General features: G+C 40.5%; 19 protein-coding genes, 1 tRNA gene and 1 pseudogene. 10 read left to right on the top strand and 11 right to left on the bottom strand.

From position 1 onward, the window contains the following. Positions 1 to 5 precede the first annotated feature (5 nt). The 6 genes from ACM0OT_RS13180 to ACM0OT_RS13155 all read left to right on the top strand — a co-directional run bounded on the left by ACM0OT_RS13180 (position 6) and on the right by ACM0OT_RS13155 (position 7,305). Complete coding sequence (locus ACM0OT_RS13180; RefSeq protein ID WP_414564789.1) at positions 6 to 1,664, top strand: FAD-dependent oxidoreductase; 1,659 nt, start codon at positions 6 to 8, stop codon at positions 1,662 to 1,664. Positions 1,665 to 1,685: 21 nt separating this feature from the next. Beyond that, entirely contained in the window at positions 1,686 to 3,098 is a 1,413-nt protein-coding gene (locus ACM0OT_RS13175; protein WP_414564788.1) for an ATP-binding protein, read from the top strand. A gap of 48 nt (positions 3,099 to 3,146) precedes the next feature. Continuing rightward, entirely contained in the window at positions 3,147 to 4,718 is a 1,572-nt protein-coding gene (locus ACM0OT_RS13170; protein WP_414564787.1) for an EthD domain-containing protein, read from the top strand. Positions 4,719 to 4,996: 278 nt separating this feature from the next. After that, positions 4,997 to 5,404 (top strand): nuclear transport factor 2 family protein, encoded by a 408-nt coding sequence (locus tag ACM0OT_RS13165; RefSeq protein WP_414564786.1) that lies wholly within the window; start codon positions 4,997 to 4,999, stop codon positions 5,402 to 5,404. A 24-nt stretch (positions 5,405 to 5,428) separates the two neighbouring features. Continuing rightward, positions 5,429 to 5,875, top strand: coding sequence for a VOC family protein (locus ACM0OT_RS13160; RefSeq protein WP_414564785.1), 447 nt, complete (start codon positions 5,429 to 5,431; stop codon positions 5,873 to 5,875). Between the two features lie 362 nt (positions 5,876 to 6,237). Continuing rightward, positions 6,238 to 7,305: a DUF4432 family protein gene (locus ACM0OT_RS13155; protein WP_414564784.1), complete on the top strand. Its 1,068-nt coding sequence runs from the start codon at positions 6,238 to 6,240 to the stop codon at positions 7,303 to 7,305. 13 nt (positions 7,306 to 7,318) lie between these two features. Here ACM0OT_RS13155 and ACM0OT_RS13150 read toward each other — a convergent pair whose 3' ends face one another. From ACM0OT_RS13150 to ACM0OT_RS13140, 3 genes are read right to left on the bottom strand one after another with little or no spacing between them, the layout of a single operon-like run. Then, entirely contained in the window at positions 7,319 to 8,221 is a 903-nt protein-coding gene (locus ACM0OT_RS13150) for an EamA family transporter (protein WP_414564783.1), read from the bottom strand. Beyond that, positions 8,218 to 8,670 (bottom strand): DMT family transporter, encoded by a 453-nt coding sequence (locus ACM0OT_RS13145; RefSeq protein ID WP_414564781.1) that lies wholly within the window; start codon positions 8,668 to 8,670, stop codon positions 8,218 to 8,220. The genes ACM0OT_RS13150 and ACM0OT_RS13145 overlap by 4 nt, the downstream gene beginning before the upstream one ends. Positions 8,671 to 8,719: 49 nt before the next feature. Next, positions 8,720 to 12,628, bottom strand: coding sequence for an amino acid adenylation domain-containing protein (locus ACM0OT_RS13140; protein WP_414564780.1), 3,909 nt, complete (start codon positions 12,626 to 12,628; stop codon positions 8,720 to 8,722). A gap of 938 nt (positions 12,629 to 13,566) precedes the next feature. On the opposite strand from ACM0OT_RS13140, the gene ACM0OT_RS13135 reads away from it, so the two are divergent. The 3 genes from ACM0OT_RS13135 (at position 13,567) to ACM0OT_RS13125 (ending at position 16,247) form a co-directional block, all read left to right on the top strand. Further along, positions 13,567 to 14,226: a hydrolase gene (locus tag ACM0OT_RS13135; RefSeq protein WP_414564779.1), complete on the top strand. Its 660-nt coding sequence runs from the start codon at positions 13,567 to 13,569 to the stop codon at positions 14,224 to 14,226. Positions 14,227 to 14,284: 58 nt separating this feature from the next. After that, positions 14,285 to 15,739, top strand: a complete 1,455-nt coding sequence (locus tag ACM0OT_RS13130) for a catalase (protein WP_414564778.1) — start codon at positions 14,285 to 14,287, stop codon at positions 15,737 to 15,739. Positions 15,740 to 15,920: 181 nt separating this feature from the next. Then, on the top strand, positions 15,921 to 16,247 hold the full coding sequence (locus ACM0OT_RS13125) for a hypothetical protein (RefSeq protein ID WP_414564777.1): 327 nt from the start codon (positions 15,921 to 15,923) through the stop codon (positions 16,245 to 16,247). 37 nt (positions 16,248 to 16,284) lie between these two features. Here ACM0OT_RS13125 and ACM0OT_RS13120 read toward each other — a convergent pair whose 3' ends face one another. The 8 genes and pseudogenes from ACM0OT_RS13120 to ACM0OT_RS13085 all read right to left on the bottom strand — a co-directional run bounded on the left by ACM0OT_RS13120 (position 16,285) and on the right by ACM0OT_RS13085 (position 23,210). Next, the gene (locus tag ACM0OT_RS13120) at positions 16,285 to 17,898 is read right to left on the bottom strand and encodes an iron uptake porin (protein ID WP_414564776.1); all 1,614 of its coding nucleotides are present in this window, start codon (positions 17,896 to 17,898) and stop codon (positions 16,285 to 16,287) included. An 83-nt stretch (positions 17,899 to 17,981) separates the two neighbouring features. Continuing rightward, positions 17,982 to 19,175, bottom strand: a complete 1,194-nt coding sequence (locus tag ACM0OT_RS13115) for an MFS transporter (RefSeq protein WP_414564775.1) — start codon at positions 19,173 to 19,175, stop codon at positions 17,982 to 17,984. Between the two features lie 102 nt (positions 19,176 to 19,277). Continuing rightward, positions 19,278 to 19,901, bottom strand: a complete 624-nt coding sequence (locus ACM0OT_RS13110) for an FMN-dependent NADH-azoreductase (protein ID WP_414564774.1) — start codon at positions 19,899 to 19,901, stop codon at positions 19,278 to 19,280. 57 nt (positions 19,902 to 19,958) lie between these two features. After that, entirely contained in the window at positions 19,959 to 20,354 is a 396-nt protein-coding gene (locus ACM0OT_RS13105; protein WP_414564773.1) for a GlcG/HbpS family heme-binding protein, read from the bottom strand. A gap of 29 nt (positions 20,355 to 20,383) precedes the next feature. Further along, positions 20,384 to 21,154, bottom strand: a complete 771-nt coding sequence (locus tag ACM0OT_RS13100; RefSeq protein WP_414564771.1) for an SDR family NAD(P)-dependent oxidoreductase — start codon at positions 21,152 to 21,154, stop codon at positions 20,384 to 20,386. Between the two features lie 464 nt (positions 21,155 to 21,618). Further along, positions 21,619 to 21,759 (bottom strand): annotated as a pseudogene (locus tag ACM0OT_RS13095) (BMP family ABC transporter substrate-binding protein); the annotation flags it as partial. A 58-nt stretch (positions 21,760 to 21,817) separates the two neighbouring features. After that, on the bottom strand, positions 21,818 to 22,621 hold the full coding sequence (mazG, locus tag ACM0OT_RS13090; protein ID WP_414564770.1) for a nucleoside triphosphate pyrophosphohydrolase: 804 nt from the start codon (positions 22,619 to 22,621) through the stop codon (positions 21,818 to 21,820). Between the two features lie 22 nt (positions 22,622 to 22,643). Next, positions 22,644 to 23,210: a metal-binding protein gene (locus ACM0OT_RS13085; protein WP_414564769.1), complete on the bottom strand. Its 567-nt coding sequence runs from the start codon at positions 23,208 to 23,210 to the stop codon at positions 22,644 to 22,646. A gap of 125 nt (positions 23,211 to 23,335) precedes the next feature. Here ACM0OT_RS13085 and ACM0OT_RS13080 point away from each other — a divergent pair. Further along, positions 23,336 to 23,408, top strand: a tRNA-Val gene (locus ACM0OT_RS13080). Positions 23,409 to 23,600 lie beyond the last annotated feature (192 nt).

Raw genomic sequence — 23,600 nt, 5'->3', positions numbered from 1 at the left:
ATACTATGGCTAAGCCTGTTCTAATTACAATAGATGATGATCCACAAGTTCTACAGGCGATTGAGCGCGATTTACGCCGTGAATACAGTGAAAATTTCCGAGTTTTACGCGCAGACTCTGGTCAGGCAGCTTTAGAAGCACTGAAAAAACTCAAATTACGTAATCAGCCAGTAGCTTTGTTGTTAGTAGACCAACGGATGCCAAACATGACTGGTGTGGAATTTTTGGAACAAGCTATGGAAATTTTTCCAGATGCCAAACGTGCCTTGCTTACGGCGTATGCTGACACTGATGAGGCTATCCGTGCAATCAATAAAGCCAAAATTGATTATTACTTAATGAAACCGTGGACACCTCCAGAACAAGGTTTATTTCCGGTATTGAACGATTTGCTAGAGATTTGGCAAAAAAACTTTCTGCCATCGTTTGAAGGTGTGCGTGTGATTGGCGACAGATGGTCACCAATGACCCATCAAACCAAAGATTTTTTGGCACGTCATCATATTCCTTATCAGTGGCTAGACATTGAATCAGATGAAGGGAGTAAATTGCTAGCTCATGCTCAGTGTGATGAATTCAAACTACCGCTGGTATTTTTTCCAGATGGTTCACATCTGTTGCAGCCGACTAACGTTCAAATTGCCGATAAAATTGGGCTAAAAATGCGCCCAGAAATGCCATTTTACGATGTGATTATTGTCGGTGCTGGCCCGGCTGGATTGGCTGCGGCTGTATATGCTGCTTCTGAAGGACTACGCACTGTCATAGTGGAAAAAGAAGCGCCAGGTGGACAAGCAGGCACTAGTTCTCGAATTGAGAATTATCTTGGTTTCCCAATAGGTTTAACAGGGGGAGATTTAGCTAGGCGTGCTGTTGCCCAAGCTCATAAATTTGGTGCGGAAATTCTCACACCCCAAGAAGTAACTAATTTACGTGTAGATGGTCAATATCGGTATGTGACCCTAGCGGACGGTACAGAACTCAGCAGTCATACGCTAATCATTGCCACTGGTGTGTCTTATCGTAAGCTCGATTTAACTGGTAGTGAAAAACTTACAGGTGCCGGCATATACTACGGCGCAGCCATGACTGAAGCGATGGGCTATCAAAACGAAGATGTATTTATTGTTGGTGCAGGTAATTCAGCTGGACAAGCTGCTATGCACCTGTCTAAATATGCTCACTCAGTTACCATTCTTGTGCGTGGCGACTCACTGAAAAAAAGCATGTCCAAGTATTTGATTGATCAGATCGCAGAAACGAATAATATCAAGGTAAAAGTATTAACCAAAATTACTGAAGTATTCGGGACAGAAAAGCTGGAAGCCATCACTCTTGTTAACTTAGCCAATGGTGAAGTTGAAACAGTCCCCGCTTGTGCTTTGTTCACTTTTATCGGTGCTATGCCGCATACGAGCTGGTTACAAGATGTTGTAGAGAGAGATCACAAAGGATACATTTTGACCGGGACTGATGTTGTGCATGGTAAGACATATCCACGAGGATGGACACTACATCGGTCACCCTATCTGCTAGAAACTAACGTACCAGGAATTTTTGCCGTGGGTGATGTGCGCTATCAATCAGTTAAACGAGTCGCCTCTGCGGTAGGTGAGGGTTCTATTTCCATTCAATTTATACATCAATACCTATCAACTATGTAAAATCATTGGAACTTTATGATCATGCTTGAGTTGTTACAAAAAATACCTTTGTTCCAAGAATTGGCCGAAGATCAGCTCACGTGTCTCTTGGAAGGTACTAACATCCGACTGAATTCAGGTGAACTTCTGTTTAAACAAGGAGAACCAGCAAAATGTTTTTATATAGTATTTGAGGGAGCAATCCGGCTAATCCGAGAAATTAACAGTAACGAAGTAGTTTTAGCTACATATAATGCTGGGACATTTTTTGGTGAAGTTCCTCTTTTGGCTGGGACTTTTCATCTTGCCAGTGGGCAAGCACTAGGCCAATGTCATGTCTATTGTTTACATGAAGAAGAGTTTTGGCAGATGCTCATGTTGTGCCCATCGGTGAGAAAAGCTGTTCTTGGTTTTATGGCCAGCCGTATGCAAGAACTACAAAGTTTATCTCAGCAACATGATAAGTTAATTTCTTTGGGTACACTAGCTGCTGGTCTAGCCCATGAGCTAGGCAATCCCACAGCAGCAGTACGTCGGGCTGTGGGACAATTGCAAGATACAGTAAGTATTTTGCACAACTTCTCGTTAGAATCTCTCAAGCAACAACTCACTACAGAACAATTAAACAAACTGCTAAAAATCAAGCAGCAAGCAATAATACAAACTGAGCAAATCTGTGATTTTAATCCTTTAGCGCAAATGGATTTAGAAGATGAATTAACCGATTGGTTAGAATCACACGGTATCACTGATGGCTGGAAAATTGCTGCTAATTTGGTTGCGGTTGGAGTGAACACTCAGCTCTTAGAACTACTTGGCAAAGAATTACACACCAATGCACTTAGCAGTATGTTGACTTGGTTAGAGACAAGTTTAGCTGTAGCTAGTATGCTAAATGTCCTAGAGCAAGGCGTGAATCGCATTTCTGAACTTGTTAATGCTGTCAAGGCTTACTCATACATGGATCAATCTCCACTACAGGAGATAACTATTCATGAAGGTATTGAAAGTACACTAACAATTTTAAGCTATAAGCTCAAAAAGCACCGTATCCAGGTAATGCGTGAATATGATGAGAATTTACCTACTATTGAAGGTTATGGAAGTGCGTTAAATCAAGTGTGGACAAATTTGATTGATAACGCTATCGATGCTTTAGTAGATAAAGGTACAATTTGGGTACGTACGTCTAGCGTACAAGATCACGTTGTCGTAGAAATTGCAGACAATGGGCCAGGTATTCCTCCTGAGATTCAATCCCGGATTTTTGATCCATTCTTTACTACTAAGGGCATCGGTGTAGGAACTGGCTTAGGACTAGAAATTGCCTATCGGATTGTAGTAGGTCAGCACAACGGAAATATTCGCTGTTTTTCACAACCGGGTGATACACGTTTTCAGGTGAGTCTGCCTATTCACTCATTTACAGAGAGAAAATGCTTAAAAGTGAATTGAGCAGAATTGATATTTATTGACCACTAATTAAGGTTGTAATTATTACCCATGAAAATTCTCAATCAAGACACAGCAAGAGTCAACTATGCATCCCGCGATCGCTATGGAAAATTAGCATTTTATGTACTGCTGTGGAAAAGAAAAGGTATCTCTCTGTCTCTATTTGATGACTACTGGCGGAATGTACATGGCCCGGTTTGCGCGAGATTACCAAGTCAACACCAATACTGGCAATTTCATTTAGCTCACAACGAAGGTGGTTTTTGGCCTTCTCTAGATGGCATAGATTATCAATCCCCAGAATCAGACCAGTTTGATGGTATTGCCGAGTTAACCTTTACTACAGTTGCTGAACGTCAAACTTGGTTCAATGCTGCAAGCATACTCATGGATGACGAATACAACATTTTTAGCAAAGCTATTGGATACAATACTAACCCTGGTAATTCTTACACTTATGTAGATGCCATTCCTACAGGTGATCCGAATGGAGAATTAGGGGTGATCAAGTTTCACGTCATGGTGAAAAAGGCAGATGGGTTAAGTATAGAAGCATTCCGTAAATACATGACAGATAACTTTGCTGCTGCCATTGTTACGAGTGAGTCTCTGCTTAAATTCCGATTGCATTTGTTTGAAGAAGTCGACAATTCTCGACCAGATGCCCCTGGTGTGGTTCATGTGGAACCGTTAGAAAAGCAATATCAAGCTGCTTTTGAAATTGCTTTTGCTAATCCTTTAGAAATGGCTAGATTTTTTGCTTCTTCTGAGTACCAATCAACTATTAATTCACAGCCATATTACATTAAGCAACTCAATGTTTTTCCAGAAAAAACAGCTTACACTTTTGTCTACGATAGCCAAATGACTTTGGCAGGTCAAAGAAGTTCTACAGTGGCAGAATTAATTACTAATATCGGTGCAATTAATCAACTTAAACAGGAAGTAGTTTTTCTCATGAATAATCAAGTTTCTTTCGCTAATGGTAAACAGAATAATCACTCTGATTTTTCAGTTGCAGATGTCAATATTTCTAGTCAAATTACAAAGCCAAACCACAAAATGATAGAAAGATTTCCCGGAAAAGCTTCAGAATTGGTAACGCGTTTATTTGCCAGAGGTGAAGCCTTTGATTCAGAAGGATTTATTCAATTTTTCACTGACACACCAGTGTATCAGTTTGGTAACTTTGCACCATGTTTTACAAAAGCTGCCATCAAACAATCTGTCGATGCATTCTTCAGTCAAGTTTCGGCTTTGTACCACGAAATTAAAATGATGTGGGAAGTAGGAGATGTAGTGTTTGTAGAAATGGATGTTATTTACTGGCGTAAGGATGGTTCAGTAGTTACATTACCTTGCTGCGACATCTTTCGTTTAGAAGGTGACAAATTCTCAGAGTTACGGATTTTTATGGATGCCAATCCTGTATCTGATGCTAGTATTCTTGTTCCTCAAACTTCTTCTGTACTGACCATTAGTCAAGGACAAAGAGTGTCACCACCAGACACAATGAAAAATTACTTCCTGGAACATGATGAAGGAAAAAATCGGGTAGTCACAGGATTTGCTCCTAAATGGTCACAAATTTCATCTAAATGGTCACTAGTTACAGTGTAAATTGGTCAAATTGCTTGCCTGACAAGTTGTAATTAAAGCAAGCAATAACATACTAATAAGCCAAATTGATGAGGGAAGAAAAAAGTGTAGGAGACGTAGGCGAATTTACTCCTGAAATTACCCACACAATTTCTTTTTGATCTATGCCTTGACATGAGCCATTTATATCCTGAGTCAACAAAAGTGAAGTGATGGAAAATATTCAAAATAGCCTCAGTCGCCGCCATTTATTGTCCTTAGGGGCGAGTACAACAGTCATTTCAATCCTGATCAATCGCATGACTACTGCTCAGACAGTGACTCCTATATGGCAAAAATTTAATTTAGCTTATATCCAACTTTTGTTTGCAACTATCGATCAGATGAAGGTAGAAGAATTTGTCGCTTTCTTTGCAGAAGATGGACAGTTCCGCTTCGGTAATGCTGATACTTTATTCGGCAAGCAAGAGATTCGAGATGCCATAACCGAGTTCTTTTCCTCAATTCAGGGGCTAAGTCACGACATTACAGGAGTCTGGAAGGGGAAATGGGATTTAGGACATGTGGTGAGTGTAGAAGCAAATGTTACATATATTCGCCAAGATGGACAAGTTGTTACACTTCCAGCCACAAGTACCTTGCGATTCAAGGGCAACCTTATCCAAGATTATCGGATCTTTATGGACATCTCTCCAGTATTCGCGTAAGCACTTGTCATAGTAGGATTAATCATGATCGAAAGTATTTTTCATTTCAACGTCAATTGCACAAACTTAGACCGCTCGCTCAGCTTTTATGAAAAGTTAGGTTTCAAAGTTGTACTGGACTTTCAAGAGGGAATGAGTAGCGAACCTATGGCGAAGGCATTTAATATGTCACACGCACAAATCCGAGGAGTCCACTTAATCCTAGAAAATGACCCCACAGGAACTAGAATTGACCTTGTAGAATTTCAAGACCCCAAGACAGAAGGAAAACCCTATCCTCATCTCTACCATACTGGAATTGCTCGGATGTGTTTTCGCACTCAGAATATTAATCAAGTATATGAAAACCTCAAACAACAGGGCGTAAATTTCTTTTCTCAACCGCAAATACTTCCCGGTACTAACGTCACTATTGTTTGCTTTACTGACCCAGATGGAACTGTACTGGAATTACTCGAAGGTAGTTTTTAAACTAGCTTTCATAGTACAGGTTTTAACTGGTGATGGCTGGGCACAATTTTTTATTACACAGTATATAGACATCTCGGACAAAGAAGATAAAAACCTTCTGAACTTAGCTTTTATCTCTCATTTCTAGAGATGTCTCATACCTTCATCAAAATCAAAGCATCAAGAGACTCAACTGATGTTATCAAATCATTGTGATCTGACAATATCTGTATCCGCTCAATAAATCGGGGCGGACTACGATTTAGGGAACGATTTTACGCCATTTGAGGCTGGTCACCGAGCGATTTACCCTAGATTAGTGAGCGCTTACCAATATCTGTATATTTATTTAATCAAAATATTGAATAGCAAATTTGAAACTTATGTATACGCACGGAAGAAAAGAAGGTTGTCGCATTAGTTTAGATTACACCTACAAAAATATGCAAATTGCATACCTGGAGAATGAATTACTGCGAATTGGCATACTACTAGAAAAAGGTGCAGACATCTTTGACTTCACCTACAAGCCTCACGATTTAGATTTCATGTGGCAATCACCAATTCATATGCGTCGTCCCTTTGTTGCTACTAGTGCACTACCCGAAGGAGCTTTTCATGATAACTACTATGGTGGTTGGCAGGAAATACTACCATCAGCAGGATGGTCAGCAGAACCTTATATGGGTGTTTTTCAAGGTTTACATGGTGAATTAGCACTCCTCCCTTTTGAAGCAAGTATTTTTGAAGACACTCAAGAACAAGTCACTTTATACACTCGTGTACATCTTTACCGTTCACCGTTAATGCTTGAGCGCAAGATGTCACTCAAACGCGGTATTGCGGCTTTGTTTATTCACGAACGTCTTGTTAATGAATCAATGGGTGAATTTGCTATCATGTGGGGTCATCATCCTGCAATTGGAGAGCCATTCCTGGATGATAGTTGTATAGTTCAGACTCCAGCGGCCAAAGTTGAGGTGATGGCTTACCATCAAAATGGCTTATGGGAACCAGGAGGAGATTATGATTTCCCCAAAGTGAAAAACCGACGTACTGGTGTTACACAAGACATTACCTCTATTCTTTCTAAGGAAACTCAATCGGTTGATGTGGTTTTTTTCAAAGAATTAACCGAAGGTTGGTACAGTTTAACCAATCAAAGAAAAGGTGTAGGCTTCGGCATGGTTTGGGATAAAGATCTATTTAAATATCTTTGGATGTGGCAGGTTTACGGTGGACACACTGATTATCCTTGGTATGGACGTACATATAATTGCGCTCTTGAGCCATTTACCAGTTTTCCTCCTTCTGGGATCAAAAATGCTGTTAAAAACGGTACAGCATTGACAATGAAGCCAGGCGCTGTGATTGAAACAGAATTAGTTGCTGTTGCTTACGAAGGAGAAAGTGTAAAACGTATTACTCCAGATGGAGTTGTGGAGCAATAGTTAGGGAAGCAAGTTATTTTTTGAGCAGTGATTTGAAAGTATTAGATGAGCGTTGATGTAATTTATGAGTTCGTTGTCCGATCAAAACACTCATGAAAACGATCGCAATGCCCATCAATTGAATTGGTGTTAATGTTTGATGTAGTAACACAAATCCAATGAGGGTTGCCACTACAGGACTGATCAACCCTAGATATGAAACAGACGATGCTTTAAGTTTATCAATGCCTCGAAACCACAGCACATAAGCAGCTCCAGTGCCGATCAAACCCAGGTAAACAAAGCCTAATAAGTTAGTTGTGGAAACATGAGTGATCGGCCCTTCAATGACTAAGGCGATGGGTAGCAGAAAAATTCCGCCTACTACTAACTGCCATGCAGTAAAAACAAGTAAAGAAACTGAGCGTTTCCACTTTTTGACTAGCACTGTTCCCAAACCCATTGTGGCAGATCCGGCGATCGCAGCAACAATACCAACAATATCAAGGCGCGCACTAGGGCCAAGAACCAACAACCCGACACCTACAGCGCCAGCGATCGCCGCGATGATAGATAGCCCAGACGGTTTTTCATGCAAGATAATCCAGGAAAACAACACGACTAATAAAGGCTGAATCGCCCCTGCTGTGGCAGCAACACCACCTGGAAGGCGATAAGCAGCTATGAATAATAGTGCTTGAAAGATGCCGATGTTGAGGCTACCTAAGACCAAAATACGCCACCACCAAATACCTCTAGGCAGTTGTCTTAACCATGCTGTCAGCAAAATACCAATCGGCAGTGATCTTAATGCCGCCACCAATAGCGGATGGTTAGGCGGCAGAAGTTCAGTTGCTACAACATAAGTCGTTCCCCAAGTCACTGGTGCTAGAGCAGTCAACAAAATATCAGACAAGCGAACAGTAACTGGTTTCATTTTTTAGCAGCAACTAAAGAAACTCCGATAATGACAAAGACGATTCCTATGATGCGTAATGGACTAGCTGGGTATTTGGTCAGCCCAATTGCACCATAGTGATCAAGAAAAAGTGCCGCTATCATTTGACCTGCGATCGTCAGTGAAAGTGCAAGTGCAGCCCCGATCTTAGGTGTGGCAAAAATAGTTGCCCAAACATATAAAGTACCCAAACAACCACCAACCCACATCCACCAAGATGTTTGAACAAGGGAGGTTGCAGCAGGAATCGGATACTGCGCGAAAAAACAGATAGTCAGCGATGTTAATGTACCTGCAAGGTATGAAATGAATGTAACTTGCATTGGCTCACCAACATAACGTCGCAACAGCGTATTCAGAGCAATTTGAACAGGTAGAATGGCGCCTCCAGCAAGTGCCACAAACAGATAAATCGAGCGTTCATTCATCCTGATACCTCTTATTTTGCTGATCCTGAAGTGAATATACTCTGAAAAATTACAGATGCGATAGTTTATCAATCGCGCTCACCAATTTGCTAATGCCTGTAATCTTCAGCAAACTATAATGATCAACTTTGAGGTTGATGAGCGTCGGAGTCTTTTTAAAGTATTCACTATGACTTTCAAGAAACGAGTAATCATCACCATCCGCCTTAAAAATAGTTATGGGTGCAATGATTTGCCTCTCAGTTAGTTCACGGAATGTGTACTTGGCTTCATATGTCATCTGTACAATTTTCATGATTCGTTCTACCAGATCCAAATCCAGCTTTTTGTATCTGGAAATAAATGACGCAAAGCTTTCTTCATCCTTGGCAACCTGCAAACACTCCTCTAGTGCAGGGCCAGTGATAGTGCTGGCAAAAACCGAGAACAGAATTGTCACATAGGCTTTGTTGGTGAATACAGATTGATTGCCATGAATAGATTCGCTCTTAGTTCGCACCTTTGGTGATCCCGGAGCGAGCAAAAAGAGATTTTCCACATGCTCACCGGACTGCTCAAGCTGATAGGCAGCTTCAAAAGCCACCCGTGCACCAAAGGAATATCCCCAGAGTGTATAGGGGCCGACTGGTTGAATCCGTTTTATTTCCTTAATGTCTTCTGCTGCCATCTCGCTAATGGTGACAAACGGCTTCTCGCCTTCGTTGATTCCATAAGCTTGGACACCGTAAAAGGGTCGATTGAGATTGATTTTCTCTGCCAGTAACCTCAAATTCATAGGGTAGCCACCAAGTCCAGGCCAGCAATAGACAGGATGCTTTACTCCTGTAGCCGATAGACGTACTAGACGTGAAGAAACTTCAACTTCATCATTATCGACCCTATGAGCAAGTTTCTCGATGCTTGGAGCTTCAAACAAAGCATGTAAAGGCAAGTTACAATGAAACTCTTTGTTGATCGCATTGATGATTCTCACAGCAATCAGTGAATTGCCACCGGATTCAAAGAAATCATCACATATCGAGACAGAATCCCACTTCATCGCCTTCTTCCAAATTTCACCTATACGCTGTTCAGTATTTGTACGAGGTGTGATTATAGGTCGTTGTACTATTTCAATATTCACTTTGTCCGAGGCTGCTAGTGCTTTAACGTCGATTTTGCCATTAGCAGTCAGTGGTAACTTATCTATGATAATGATGTTGTTAGGCATCATGTAATCAGGCAAAAAGTTACGTAAATCCTCTTTAATCAACTCTGCTGGGCCTTTCATCTGAACCGAGTCTTCTTTCATCCCCTCGCTGATTAACTGCTCGTCACTCACGCGACCACCAATACAGAAGTAAGAAGGGCCTGGTTCTTCATGACTGGCTTTGAGTATTTTTGTTATCTGTTTTGCCGAAGGAAGATCGTTACCAGTTTCAGAGCTATATCCTGATGACAAGAAACCAAAATTAAGATCGTTCATCTGCAAATGTTGAAGCTTCCTACCTAGTGCGAAATAATTTGCCCATTTGCAACTACTTCTACCAATCATTGTGATGCCAAAACTTCCCTGGTCGTAGGTTAGCTGATTAATAGCTATGACATTCCTCTTGAGAATGATATCGTCTGAAATTTTTTCCAAACCACTATCTTTGTATTTATATAAGCCCGCAGGTAAATCAGCAATTTTTCCAGGATGACTTTGCACATAAATATCGACTGGTTCAATTGACCATTCCTTAGCCTCAGACACTACATCAAAAGTACCGAGATAATAATAATACTCGTCTGCACACACTACTTTATCCTTGACATCGGGCGTATATTCAGCATCTCCGATGCTCAGGTTATATGCTGGCAGAACCTTATCAAATAGACCTAAGATGTGGCCAGTTTCAATTTCGAGTACCTCTTGAATATTATTCTTATAAACTAACTCGATAGCTTTTCTCTTGCCAATGAAATGGAGTTTGATGCGGGTTTTTTCTGTACTATCTATTTCATTTAAGAGTACTAATTGATGATATCCTGGATGATAATAATAATAACCGGACTTTAACCCAGCTATGTTAACTAATTCCAGATACATTTGCGTTGCATACAATGCACCTGGTGATGCGTAACCATACTTTGGTAATAGACGCTCATCGCTATGAAATGGCCCGAAATATCTTAAAATATCACCTAATTCGGTGAAGCTCAACGTTTCCAAGTTACGAGAATCGGCTAATTTGTCAGTTTTAGCACCAGTGATTTGTTGAGCGAGTAACTGCATAATATCAGCTTTGTGGACAGAACCTCCCTCGAACAAACGGTATGATTTCCGAGCAAAAGCTAATCGCCGCTGTTCCTCAGTCGGTGTTTTACCTGGAAGATCAATCTCTATTTGACCGGGTACACAATTTTCTTCGTCAATATCCCTATATCCGAGATTTGACAATTGAGCTTTAACTTGAAGTTTGTTTTTCTTAGATACATGGTGTTCACTGTAAATACCCTGGTCCATCACAGCTGCTTGCTTAGGACTCAATTCAATACACGCAATCAAATCAGAGTATCCAGTACGGGAATTTTTCTTAACTAAAACAGCCGCATTCTTAACCCAGTCATGCTTCTCAATTGCCACCTTGACTTCGTCCAGCTCAATCCGAAACCCTCTAAGTTTCACTTGATTGTCTACCCGGCCGACAAATTGAACAGTACGATCTGCATTCCAATAAACTAAGTCGCCAGTCTTGTAAAGTTTGGTACTTCCAGAGTTACTCGAAAACAAGTGGTTGACAAACCTTTCCTTGCTCAAGTCTGGTCGATTAATGTATCCACGTGTCAGCTGAACACCACCGATGTATAGCTCACCGGGTTCTCCAACTTGTGCTAGCGATTGATCGCTATTGAAAATATAAAACTGAGTGTTATGAACAGGAGCACCGATAGGGATTGCTTCGGAGTAATCAGCAATTTTGTTGTGATCAATCTTAAAAGCGGAAGCATTAATTGTGCATTCGCTGGGGCCATAAACATTAATTAAGTCGCATTTTGGTAAGACTTCGAGACATTGTAGTGCGAGTTTTTTTGATAGAATTTCGCCACCGCTGAATATTTGTGTTAGTGACTGACAATTGTGGAATAATTCAGTGTCAATCAGAGCTTGTAACAGTGTAGGAACGCATTGCAAAGTCGTTACATCATGCCGGATAATCGACTCAATTAATTGTTCTGAATCTTTATAGACTCCAGGACGGCTCATAATCACTTTACTACCACAACATGACGCTAGCATCTCCCATTGGGCTGCGTCAAAACTCATGGGTGTTTTTTGGAAAATAACTTTGCTCTGATTTAACTGGTAAACATCTCGCATCCAATTCATTTGGTTAACGATGCTGCGATGTTCAATCATCACACCTTTCGGTTTACCTGTACTTCCAGAGGTATATATGACATAAGCTAAGTTGTTTGCGCTTGGACGTGGGAATAGTCCATTCTGTCTATTGGTAACAGATGGTATTTTAAAGTCTTCGGCTTCTTCGAGGGTAACAATTTGCGTACCTGGAGGCACTAGTTCGGCCAATCTTGCCCGTAGCTTTTCTTGTGAAAACACAATTTTCACACCTGCATCTTCAACCATATATCTCAATCGGTCTTCAGGGTATTCTGGTGATAATGGCAAATAAGCGCTGCCTGAGAACAAAATACCCCAAATTCCAATAATCAATTCCAGTGACGGTTCAAGAAAAATACCTACACATTCATCAACAGCAGCACCAAGATGCTGAAGATACAAACCCAAATGTGAACTGATTTCAGAAAGTTCTCGATAAGTTATACATTCAGGATCGCAATGATCACAGATAACAGCTTCTTTGTCAGGTTGAGCCTGCACTTGCTCTCGAAACAAGTCAATCAGAGACTTCGTCATCGAATCTGCTGAATTTGTGTTACCAAGCTGTTTAATAGTCAAATCTTCAGTTTGCATAATTGCTCTCTAATTGTTTTCAAGAATTTTTCGTTTCATTTGAGTAGAGATATGTTCGACGAAAAATTTTGCTGATGCGGTTGGCATAGATGCAGCAGCCGTAAGCATAGCAACGAAAAAACAGGTTTTATTGGTAATTTAGCGATGTAATTGATAATTAAACCCCAATTTCATGTTTTTGCGTTACTCCCCTCATTTATGGGGTTATTCTCCTTAGGAGATAACAGTAGAAATTTTAGGTACAAAAAAGCTAGATGAATAATTGAACACTTTTCGTCTTTCAGTGTTTCAAGTTAGGCAAGTTTTAGCCAGAGACAATCATGAATTTAAAGATTAACTTAAGTAACTCAGCGGCTATATAGGATTACAAGTTGCTCCTTAACCAGGGAGGCCGCATCTAAATTGCTCTTGATCACAACGGAAGTTAAGAACTAACGAAAACATCGGGATTTCGCGTTTAATTATTTTTTACGATTTCATCATCAGTGATAAAGTCGCATCACACCTGATTTTTTTTGTCAAGCACCTTCTCAAATCTTCTGGACAACTACTTCACAAGCTTAACTTATGACTAATGGCAATTACCTTCACTTCTTACAGATGTTCCGTTGTTCAAACAACCTCTTAAGTTTTTCCTTAAGTTATTGATCTTCGATACTCAAAAACTGAAAAAAAGTAAACAATTACTTAACTTCTGGTTTCAACAAATTTATGTATCTCCAGAAGCAGTAGCTATCCATAACCCACACAAGGTTACGAAAGTAATATTTGACGCTTAGTGTTTTGTCTTTTATGCTCACGAACATCCAAAATATTAGAGCTATGTTTTTGATTCTCAAGACAATAGAGTCTATTTGATGCAAATTTCGTAATTCACTTCTGTCTTAAATACCAAGCAATTAACTTAGTCAACACGTTCCCAATTACAGAAATAAAAGATGAAAACTATATCCAACAACAATTCTCACAATAACTCGTATTACGAGTTACTAACGCCAGACAATGCAGTCATGCTGCTCATTGATCACCAAGTTGGAACTATGAACTTTGGCATTGCTGACATTGATGCATTACATCTAAAAAATCAAACATTATGGCTAGCAGAAGCAGCAAAAATCTTTAATTTACCTGTTATCCTCACTACAAGTAATCCCAAGGGTGCGAACGGGCCTCTGTTTCCAGAACTATTAGAAATATTTCCAGATATGCCCGTAATTGATCGCGTTCGGATTAACGCTTGGCATGATCCTAACTTTGTAGAAGCAGTTCAACAAACTGGCCGCCAAAAACTAATTATGGCTGGAGTAACAGCAGATGTATGTTTAACATTCCCTGCTATCAGTGCTGTGGAAAATGGCTACGATGTTTATGCAGTGATGGATGCTTCTGGAACAGTCAATCAACAGGCTTTGTATGCATCTATGTTTCGGATGAGTCAAGCAGGAGTGAAAATCGCTAATACCAACATGGTAATCGCTGAAATTTTATCAGATTGGTCAAGTGCTTTTGCACCTGCTTTAGGAAAACTGTATGCCCAGCGAATGCCTAATTTTGGTTTGATTACTGCCCACATGAACTATCTCGTTCAACATGCATAGTCAAGTTTTATCTATTTGCCCGTACATTGAAATTCAATAGAAATAGCGAGTGAACATAATGAATAACAACAAAGAAATTCTGACTACAGATGCAGGTATTCCTGTTGGTAATAACCAAAACTCGTTGACCGCAGGTGAATACGGCCCAGTCTTGATGCAAGACTTTCATCTCATTGAAAAAATGGCACATTTCAACCGGGAACGCATTCCTGAAAGAGCCGTTCACGCTAAAGGATCGGGTGCTTATGGCACATTTACTGTGACTAATGATATTACTGCATATACACAGGCGAAACTGTTTTCGGAAATTGGCAAACAAACGAAGGTACTTGCACGATTTTCTACAGTTGCAGGTGAACGGGGTGCAGCAGATGCGGAACGAGATGTTCGGGGATTTGCAGTTAAGTTTTATACTGAAGAAGGCAATTGGGATCTAGTCGGAAACAATACTCCAGTTTTCTTTGTGCGTGATCCCATGAAGTTTGGCGATTTTATTCACACCCAAAAACGTGATCCAAAAACTAATCTCCGCAATGCCACGAGTATGTGGGATTTTTGGTCACTATCACCAGAAAGTTTACATCAATTGACCATTTTATTTAGCGATCGCGGATTGCCCAAGAGTTATCGTTGTATGAATGGTTATGGTAGCCATACCTTCAGTTTGATTAACGCAGCAAATCAACGCTTCTGGGTTAAGTTTCACTTTAAAACTATGCAGGGGCATAAGTATCTCACCAATGAAGAAGCAGCAAAGATGGTGGGAGAGGATCGTGAGAGCGCACAGCGCGACTTATTTTATGCAATTGAGCAAGGTGAATACCCACAGTGGCGGTTACATGTGCAAATTATGCCGGAAGCTGATGCTGATCAAACGCCTTACAATGCTTTCGATTTAACTAAAGTATGGCCACACAAAGATTATCCGTTGATTGAAGTTGGTATACTTCAACTTAATCACAATCCAGAAAATTATTTTGCAGAAATTGAACAAGCTGCTTTTTCTCCCTCTAATGTTGTACCAGGAATTTCCTTTAGTCCCGACAGAATGCTGCAAGCACGTATTTTGTCTTATCCAGATGCACACCGCTACCGATTGGGAGTGAACTATGAACACTTGCCAGTTAATTGCCCACATGCCACTAGAACATACAATTATCATCGTGACGGTATGATGCGTTTTGATGACAATGGTGGAGGCTCGGTCAACTATGAGCCAAACAGCTTTGGAGGCCCAGTTGCAGATCCACACTTCCAAGAACCGCCATTGAAGATTGCTGGTGATGCTGACCGTTACGATCATCGTGTTGGCAATGAAGATTATCACCAGGCTGGCAATCTTTTTAGGTTACTACCAGAAGACGAAAAACAACGACTTTTTCAAAATATTGCCACAGCTATGCAGGGTGTACCGCAATTTATCATTGAGAGACAACTGGCACATTTTACTCAAGCAGATCCAGCTTATGGAGAAGGAGTTGCTAAAGCCCTTGGTCTTTTAACTAAAGCATAATCAGCTTGCAGGGAACAGGAAAAATGTTTCCCATGAGTGGCAATTATCTTCCTGTTTCCTGATTATTTTTACTATTTATATTACCTATTTTATATGATAAAAGATTGAAATATATTAAATAATTGTACAAACAATTGATTGAAGATGTTTAATTATTAATATTTGTAGATTTTGTGATTCCATGAAAAAAAATAGTGAACAAACTGTTGTTGTCAAAGGAGCAATACCAAAAACTTTAAAGCTTCAGTTTAAAGTCATGTGTGTACAAAAAGAGTTAGAAATGAGTGAGGTTTTAGAACATTTAATCCGGCAATGGATACAAGCTAATGCACCCATTACTGAATTATTTCCTGATTTATCTAATGAAGAAAATGAAGATGTTAGAGGATATATCCCCAAATCTTTAAAGCTACAATTCAAATATATCTGCACTCAAAAACGGGTAATGATTCGTTCAATTTTATACTTGCTCATTAAGCAGTGGGTAGATAATGAAGCAATCTCATAACTAAAATTATCCTTAATTTATCATACCAACTTTAAATTTAGAAAGAAAAAACAGTTCGTAAAGTTCCCGTAATAATTGTGCTATTTGCATCTTGGTTGGCAGGATTAACAATCACTTGAATCAAAGGAGTAACTCGAATGCGATCGCTCACCGCAAAGTTATAAAAACCTTCAAAATTAGTTTGTGTATTATTACCAATCTCACTAGCAATAAAGGGTTGACCTGCGGCAATTCCCGCCGTAGCACCTGGAAGAAACAAGTCTCGCATTACCATTCCTGCCATCCAGTAATTAGGTTGAATGTGATCGAAGGTAGTATTGTGATAACTGCCATAGCCATAACGACCAAATATGGCAAATTTTGACGAAACAGTGAACTCGAAATTAACTCCCAATACGTCGTAGCGGTTATTAAATATTTCACCACCACTATACTGAAAACGCATTGCCAATGTGTTTGTAGGCGCATATTCCAGTTCTACAGTACTTTGATAGGTGTCACCAAATAAACCTTGTTGACCACCACTAACGGGATATAACAGGCGAGCAAACGGTGCCACTCCCCTAATAGGTTCTTGATTGCTGGGATTGGCGGCGGCCGCGGCAGCATACAACGCCCTGACCGAAAATGCTTGATTTCCTGGTTTCCAGTCAATTGCTACACCAGCACTAGGGCCATTCACAGGAAAGAGAATGTAGTTGTTAACAAAGGCCAAGGTGCTAAAGTCTCGAAAACTTAAAGAAGCGTAGCTGTTGCGGTCAATATAATCTGTAGTCCGAATGTCTGGCCCCACTGACACACGCAAGTTTTGCCAAGGTTGAAAAGTGTAATATAATCTCCCTAACCCCAAGTTATTATCGCTGATTGGTTTGACAGCGTAGTCTAAAGTACTACCAAAAGATGGTTCTAAAAATCCGGCTGCATTATTAATACCATTGTTGCTACCTGCATCAATCCGAATTTTTAATTGGTCTGTGCCAGAAAAGCTAGTATTCAAGTCTAAAGCCACTCGATAAAGCACAGTAGCATTGGGAGCAAAACTAGCAATTTCTTGACCAGTGGGGCTAATGATGCTGTCTCCATTAAATCCTCCAGTATTGACCGCCATGATTACTTGACCTGTCAACTTAGTGGTTGTGGAGAATTGATTTGCTTCTATTTGGGCAGTTTGAGCTTCTAAGGTATCTAAACGGCTTTGCAGCAATGTTATTTCTGGGGCAAATTCATTTTGCAGACGCTGAATCATCACTAAATCATGGCCGTTGATTAAGTTAGAATTAGCTGTTGCTATCAATTCATTGATTCGCATCAAACAAGCATTTAAACCTGCGGCAAACTCATATCTGCTTAAGGCGCGATTACCTCGGTACACATTATCTGGATACCCAGCAATGCAACCATATCGCTCAACCAATGATTGCAACGATTGAAAAGCCCAATCTGTAGGTTGTACATCTTCTAGTTGCGATACAGAGGTGAGTTGCGCTGTTGTGTCATTTTCTGTAGTTCCGGCTAAAGCGGGAATATTGAGAGTAATTAAACTTAAGACACTCACCAAACAAGTGCTAAGGGATTTCCAAATAAATAAATGTCCAATCGCTTTTGAAACTCTTGGAGAAAGAATCTGATTATTATCTTCGCTCTCACTCATTGGATAATTTAATTTCTGGAAGTCCCTAAGTGAAACAATAGTGAAATGCATCTTCCATGTTTGTAATATTGATATTGAGAAAACTACTTTGAAGGACTAGTATTCAAAGTTACTAATTGCTGTTTCATACTCAAAAGTATCACGGCTACAAGAAACATGAAAGCTCCAGTGAGACTGTAGGTGTTGTTGAAACCAAGTTTTTGGCTTAATGGTTGACTAATGATTGGGGATAAAAATTGCCCTAAAAAAAAGAATGTAGTCAGTCCACCTAAAGCACGTCCACGGATAGCATCTGGTACTAAAGCAGATAGCCAGACAGTAAAGTTAGGCATGACTAAACCTAACCCCATACCTGCAATAGCTAAACCGATAAATGCTTGAGTATAAGTGCTGACTACACCTATGGCAATATAACCAATTCCAAATAATGCAAAACTCAGTGTCAAGATAGCGGTAAAGTTTAAATGTGCTTTGACTTTTCCATAGGCGATCGCAGTCAAACCACTAAACAAAGTTGTGAAGGCGATCGCCAGTCCACTTTGGGATGCACTAGTATTGGCTAAGGACTGGAGATAAAAGGGCAGTTGAACAATAATTAAGTAGAAAACTATCTGGGATACCAGCGCACTACCATAAATTAATATCAGCAGTTTGATGGGTACTCGAGTAGCCTGTTGTCTAATATCAGATGTTGTGGTGTCAATGCGAGTTGGTTCATATAGCACGAATACAACCAAAGGCAGGATCAGTAAAGCCAACAGATAAATTAAAAAAGGCATTCGCCAATTGATATCTGCAAGAAAGCCGCCACTAGATAAAAATAACACTCCTCCCAAATTCATAAAGGCGGCTTGTAAACCCATATATTTCGCTCGTGCTTGGCCTACATAGTAATCTGCAATCAAGGTTGTTGTACTTGTCATAATGCCAGCAACTGTCAAACCTAGCAATGCACGACCAATTAAAATCTGACCCAAAGAACTTAAGATAAAGCCAGAACTACCTGCTAATCCATAAATTAAAACTGAAATTACCAACAGAGATTTACGACCAAAGCGATCTACAATTAATCCTGCCAGAGGCGCACCAATAACTATGAATAAAGCCGGAATAGTCAAAATCAATCTGACCCAGTAATCCGCATTCATCATATCAGAGAAGTAAGCGCGCATGGCTGGCAGTGAAGGTGCGATCGTTGCACCTGACATCACAGTTAATGTACTAGTTATCAGTAAAGTAATTGTGATGAGTGGGGAATTAGAGTTTGGTTTTTTCATAGATTAAAAATTTGATTTCATTGCATATCAAGTAACAAATTTGTGCATAAAAGGGCAATGTAAAAGTAAACTCGTCAACCATTGCCCTGATATACAGCAGTATTACCAATGATTTACTATATCTTTAATTTCTCGGCGAGCATTCTCCAGAGATTGAACACGTGCATCATCACCCATTGCTAGATTATCTGCATGGATAAAGGTAATATCTGTGACGCCAATTAAACCAAATATTGTGCGAATAAAAGGTTCTTGAAAGTCAAATTGTGCCGCAGGAGTTCCCTGTGTATAGCTGCCACCTCTAGCAGTAATCACCAGCATTTTCTTGTTTTTAACTAACCCATCATATCCACCTTGTTCATTGACGACAAATGTGCGTCTCACGCGAACAATTTGATCGATGTATGCCTTAAAGTTAGATGGCACATTGAAGTTATACATAGGAACACCAAAAACATAGCGATCGGCGGCTAAAAATTCATCAATTAACTCATCTGAAATTTTTATTGCTGCTGCTAATTCTGGTGTGTGTGAATCTGGTGAGCTAAAAGAAGCTGCAATCCAAGGTTCATCAACCGCAGGTATTAATTGATGTCCTATATCTCGATATATGACATGATCTTGAGGATAATTTTCTTGCCATTCGGAAATTAATTCAGTGGTAAGTTGACGAGAAATTGAACGTGCATCACGTGGACTAGTATCAAGATGCAAAACAGTAGTCATAAATTATACTCCTTAGTTCTTTGCGATTTAGACAAAAACAAACAAGAAAACTATTGTTTAAAATGCTGCTGCCCCTACTTCTGCTACAGTGTGGTCTTGTTCACCCGAACCACCACTAACGCCAATAGCTCCCACTACAGTGCCGTTTCTCTTTAAGGGAATACCACCTGCAAAAATCATGATTTTGCCGTCATTCGACGCATGGATACCGAAAAATTGACCCCCAGATTGACAATGTTCAGCCAAGTCTTTAGTAGGTAGGTCAAAAGATCTGGAGGTGTAAGCCTTCTTAATAGAAATGTCAATACTTCCTAGCCAGGCTCCGTCCATACGCACATGAGCGACCAAGTTTCCTCCAGTATCAACCACCGCAATATTCATAGGTTGACCGATAGCGATCGCTTTTTTTTCAGCATGAGCAATGATCCGACGCGCATCATTGAGTGTCACCATAGTAAATCCTTGATTAATACAGATTTGAACTACCAGGATTCAAGTTGAGCTGTTAAACCACCATCTACAAAGAGTTCTGTACCAGTAATGAAAGAAGCATCATCACTAGCGAAGAAGGCGACAGCACAACCAATATCCTCCGGGGTACCGATACGTTTCATCACCTGCCGTTGTTCAACCACACGCTGTTGCTGATCTGGATCATCGTAACCATCGAAGATGCTTTGAATTAAAGGCGTCAACACCCAACCAGGCGAAATGGTATTGACTCGAATAGTCGGCCCATAATCAATGGCCATGTTGCGTGTTAAAGCAGTCATTCCACCTTTTGAGGCTGCGTAAGGAGCAACACCGTTAACCGTAGCATGGGAATGTACGGATGAAATATTAATGATTGCACCTTTACCTATAGCCTGCATATGAGGGATGGTGTACTTAGAACAAAAAAATGCGCCTTTGAGGTCAATTGCCAAACAGCGATCCCATTCCTCACTAGTAGTATCTAATACAGATTTATAGATACCAACGCCAGCATTATTGACCAAAATATCAATTTGACCATAGGTATCTAAGGTTGTTTGTACCATTTTTTTGACTTGCTGTTCATTAGATACATCGCAAGGAACAAATATGGCTTGACCACCTTTTTGCCGAATATCTTCAGCAGCCTGGTTGCCATCTTGAACATTGCGAGCAACAATAGCAATTTTGGCTCCCTCTCGAGACAAAACTGTAGCAATTCCCAAGCCAATGCCCTTAGAAGCACCAGTGATAATGGCAACTTTATCTTTGAGCCGCATGGTTTGGATTCCTTAATCAATAAGTTTTGTTCGTTACTTAGTTTTCTAGTTTCTGCTAGTTTTAGCCAGCGAAAATCGTTGAGTTAAGGAACAACTTAAGTTTTTAGTGCTACAAAAGTTTCGTATTCAAACATGAAAACGGTAAACACCCAGGATTAGCAGATGCCCATTCGTTATTGAGAAATAACATCAAATACTTTCTTACCCTTGTGATAACTGCCAACACTTATACTGAGATTTTCCGAAATCTCCCGAATCACAGGTTTACCTTTAATTAATTGAGAGGCATTCTTATTTAACGAAGTATTCAAATTTGAACACTTCGATTGATTCAAACAAGGTTTCAAATTCCCTGTTTGGGTATCACGGTGCCAAAATAGCGACAAACTCACCTCTATAGATTACGGCAATGCGATCGCTCATGGCCATCACTTCTTCTAACTCAGTAGAAATATACAAGATTGCGGCGCCGCGATCGCTATTTTAAATCCTTCCCCACTGGTTGGTGTCGGAGGTTGACTACTGCACGCTTTTAGCAATAGGCTAGTAGCAAAAGTTGCTGAACCATACAAAACAAATTTACGCCGACTAAAATTTATTGCCATACACTGCCTTCTACACACCAAAGTCAAGACTGTGACGATCACATTTAAATTAGAGAGATTACTCCTGTTTGGCAATTTGGGCTTTTGCTTGCTGCCATAAAGACTCTAATTCATCCAAACTGTAATCAGATAAGGGGCGATCAACAACTGCTTCCATCTTTTGTAATCGTTGCACAAAACGCTGATTTGTCCCCTGTAACGCCGCACTAGGGTCAAGATTATGCCAACGCGCCAGTTGCATGATCGCAAATAATAAATCCCCCAACTCCGCTTGTTGTCGTTCCGGTGTTTCCTCAGCCAAAGCCTGTTGAAACTCTCCCAACTCTTCGTGAAACTTAGCCCAAACTCCATCAATATTTTCCCACTCAAACCCCACAGCCGCAGCCTTTTCGGAAATCTTCATCGCCGCCATTAACGGAGGAAGAGTCCGGCCATAACGACCAAGTTTAGTGCTAAGTTGATGCTTCTCTGGAATTTCTGCCTTTTCCGTCGCCTTAATCGCCTCCCAATTTTGCCGCACCTCATCCACATTTTGCACCGACACATCACCAAACACATGGGGATGACGACGAATCAACTTTTGGGAAATTCCTCTAGCTACCTCCGCCATGCCAAATAAACCAGATTCCCCAGCAATTTGGGCTTGTAAAACCACCTGTAATAATAAATCCCCCAACTCCTCTGCGATCGCCTCCTGTTCACCTCCTTGAATCGCATCCACCACCTCATAAGCCTCCTCAATCACATAAGGCGTCAAACTTTGGGGCGTTTGTGCTAAATCCCAAGGACAACCCCCATCAGGCGATCGCAACCTAGCCACCACTTCAATCAACTCTTGTAAAGCCGCCAAACTCTCATCCATAAAAAACCTCTGCGTTCAAAAATTACCTTTTCCTCCTCCTCGGAGCTTTCTTCACCTTCCCACGAGGAAGTAAACTCCGAACTCCTTGTTTTTGCACCCGTTTATAAGCCGAACCTCCCCAGTCGCTGAGAGAATGACTCATAGCACCGAGTTCCAAACCCAAAAACAAAGCCAGGTATTCAGTACTGTAAACCACAAGCGATCGCCCCAAAGCTACACCCAAATCCTGCCAAGTCAAAGCCAAAAGTCCCAGTTTTTCCCCAATCACCAAAATCACAATCGCTACAATCGCCAGCAAACAACCCAGATAAATTACCCGTACAGTTGTGCCAATAATCGGCCCGTGAGAAATCACAGAACGATGGCGGAGATTTTTTTGATAAGGTAACCAAATACAGCGCAAAAAGCCCCAGCGTTGGAACTGACGCGAGTAAATATCCAAATCGGGGCCAAACATCAAACCGCTAAACATAAACCCACTAGCAACCAACAACGTTAAATTGCTATTGCGAGTTTGCCATAAAGTTGCACCAGCGATTAACGGCAGAGTATATAAAGTGATGCGATCGTGCGTTCGACCAGAGGGCATTTGCAGTGCTAAGTGCTGATTACTGAGTGATTATAAGATAAAAAAATATTTTTCCCAAAATGACTTGCGCCCTGAGAAATATTTTGCTATATTGTTTAATTGTGAGCGCAAACGCAAACGTAAGTGGGTGGTTAGCTCAGTTGGTAGAGCGCCTGCCTTACAAGCAGGATGTCATCAGTTCGAGTCTGGTACTACCCATATATTAAAAAGTCGTCTTTATGGCGGCTTTTTTAATCTTACCCATAAGTTTGCCGCGATGGTAAGCTTATGGTTATAATAGAATCCGGCAAATTTATGGTTCCAGCTTGTGAAGCGTAGTAGGTAAAACTATACGGCTTATGTGAGTTGGAGTCTGGAAAGGCGTAAATACGTCAACATAGCTAAACATGT

Source organism: Anabaena sp. CCY 9613 (assembly GCF_963920895.1).
GTDB lineage: Bacteria > Cyanobacteriota > Cyanobacteriia > Cyanobacteriales > Nostocaceae > Cyanocohniella.
This window is presented reverse-complemented; position numbering and strand designations above follow the sequence as displayed.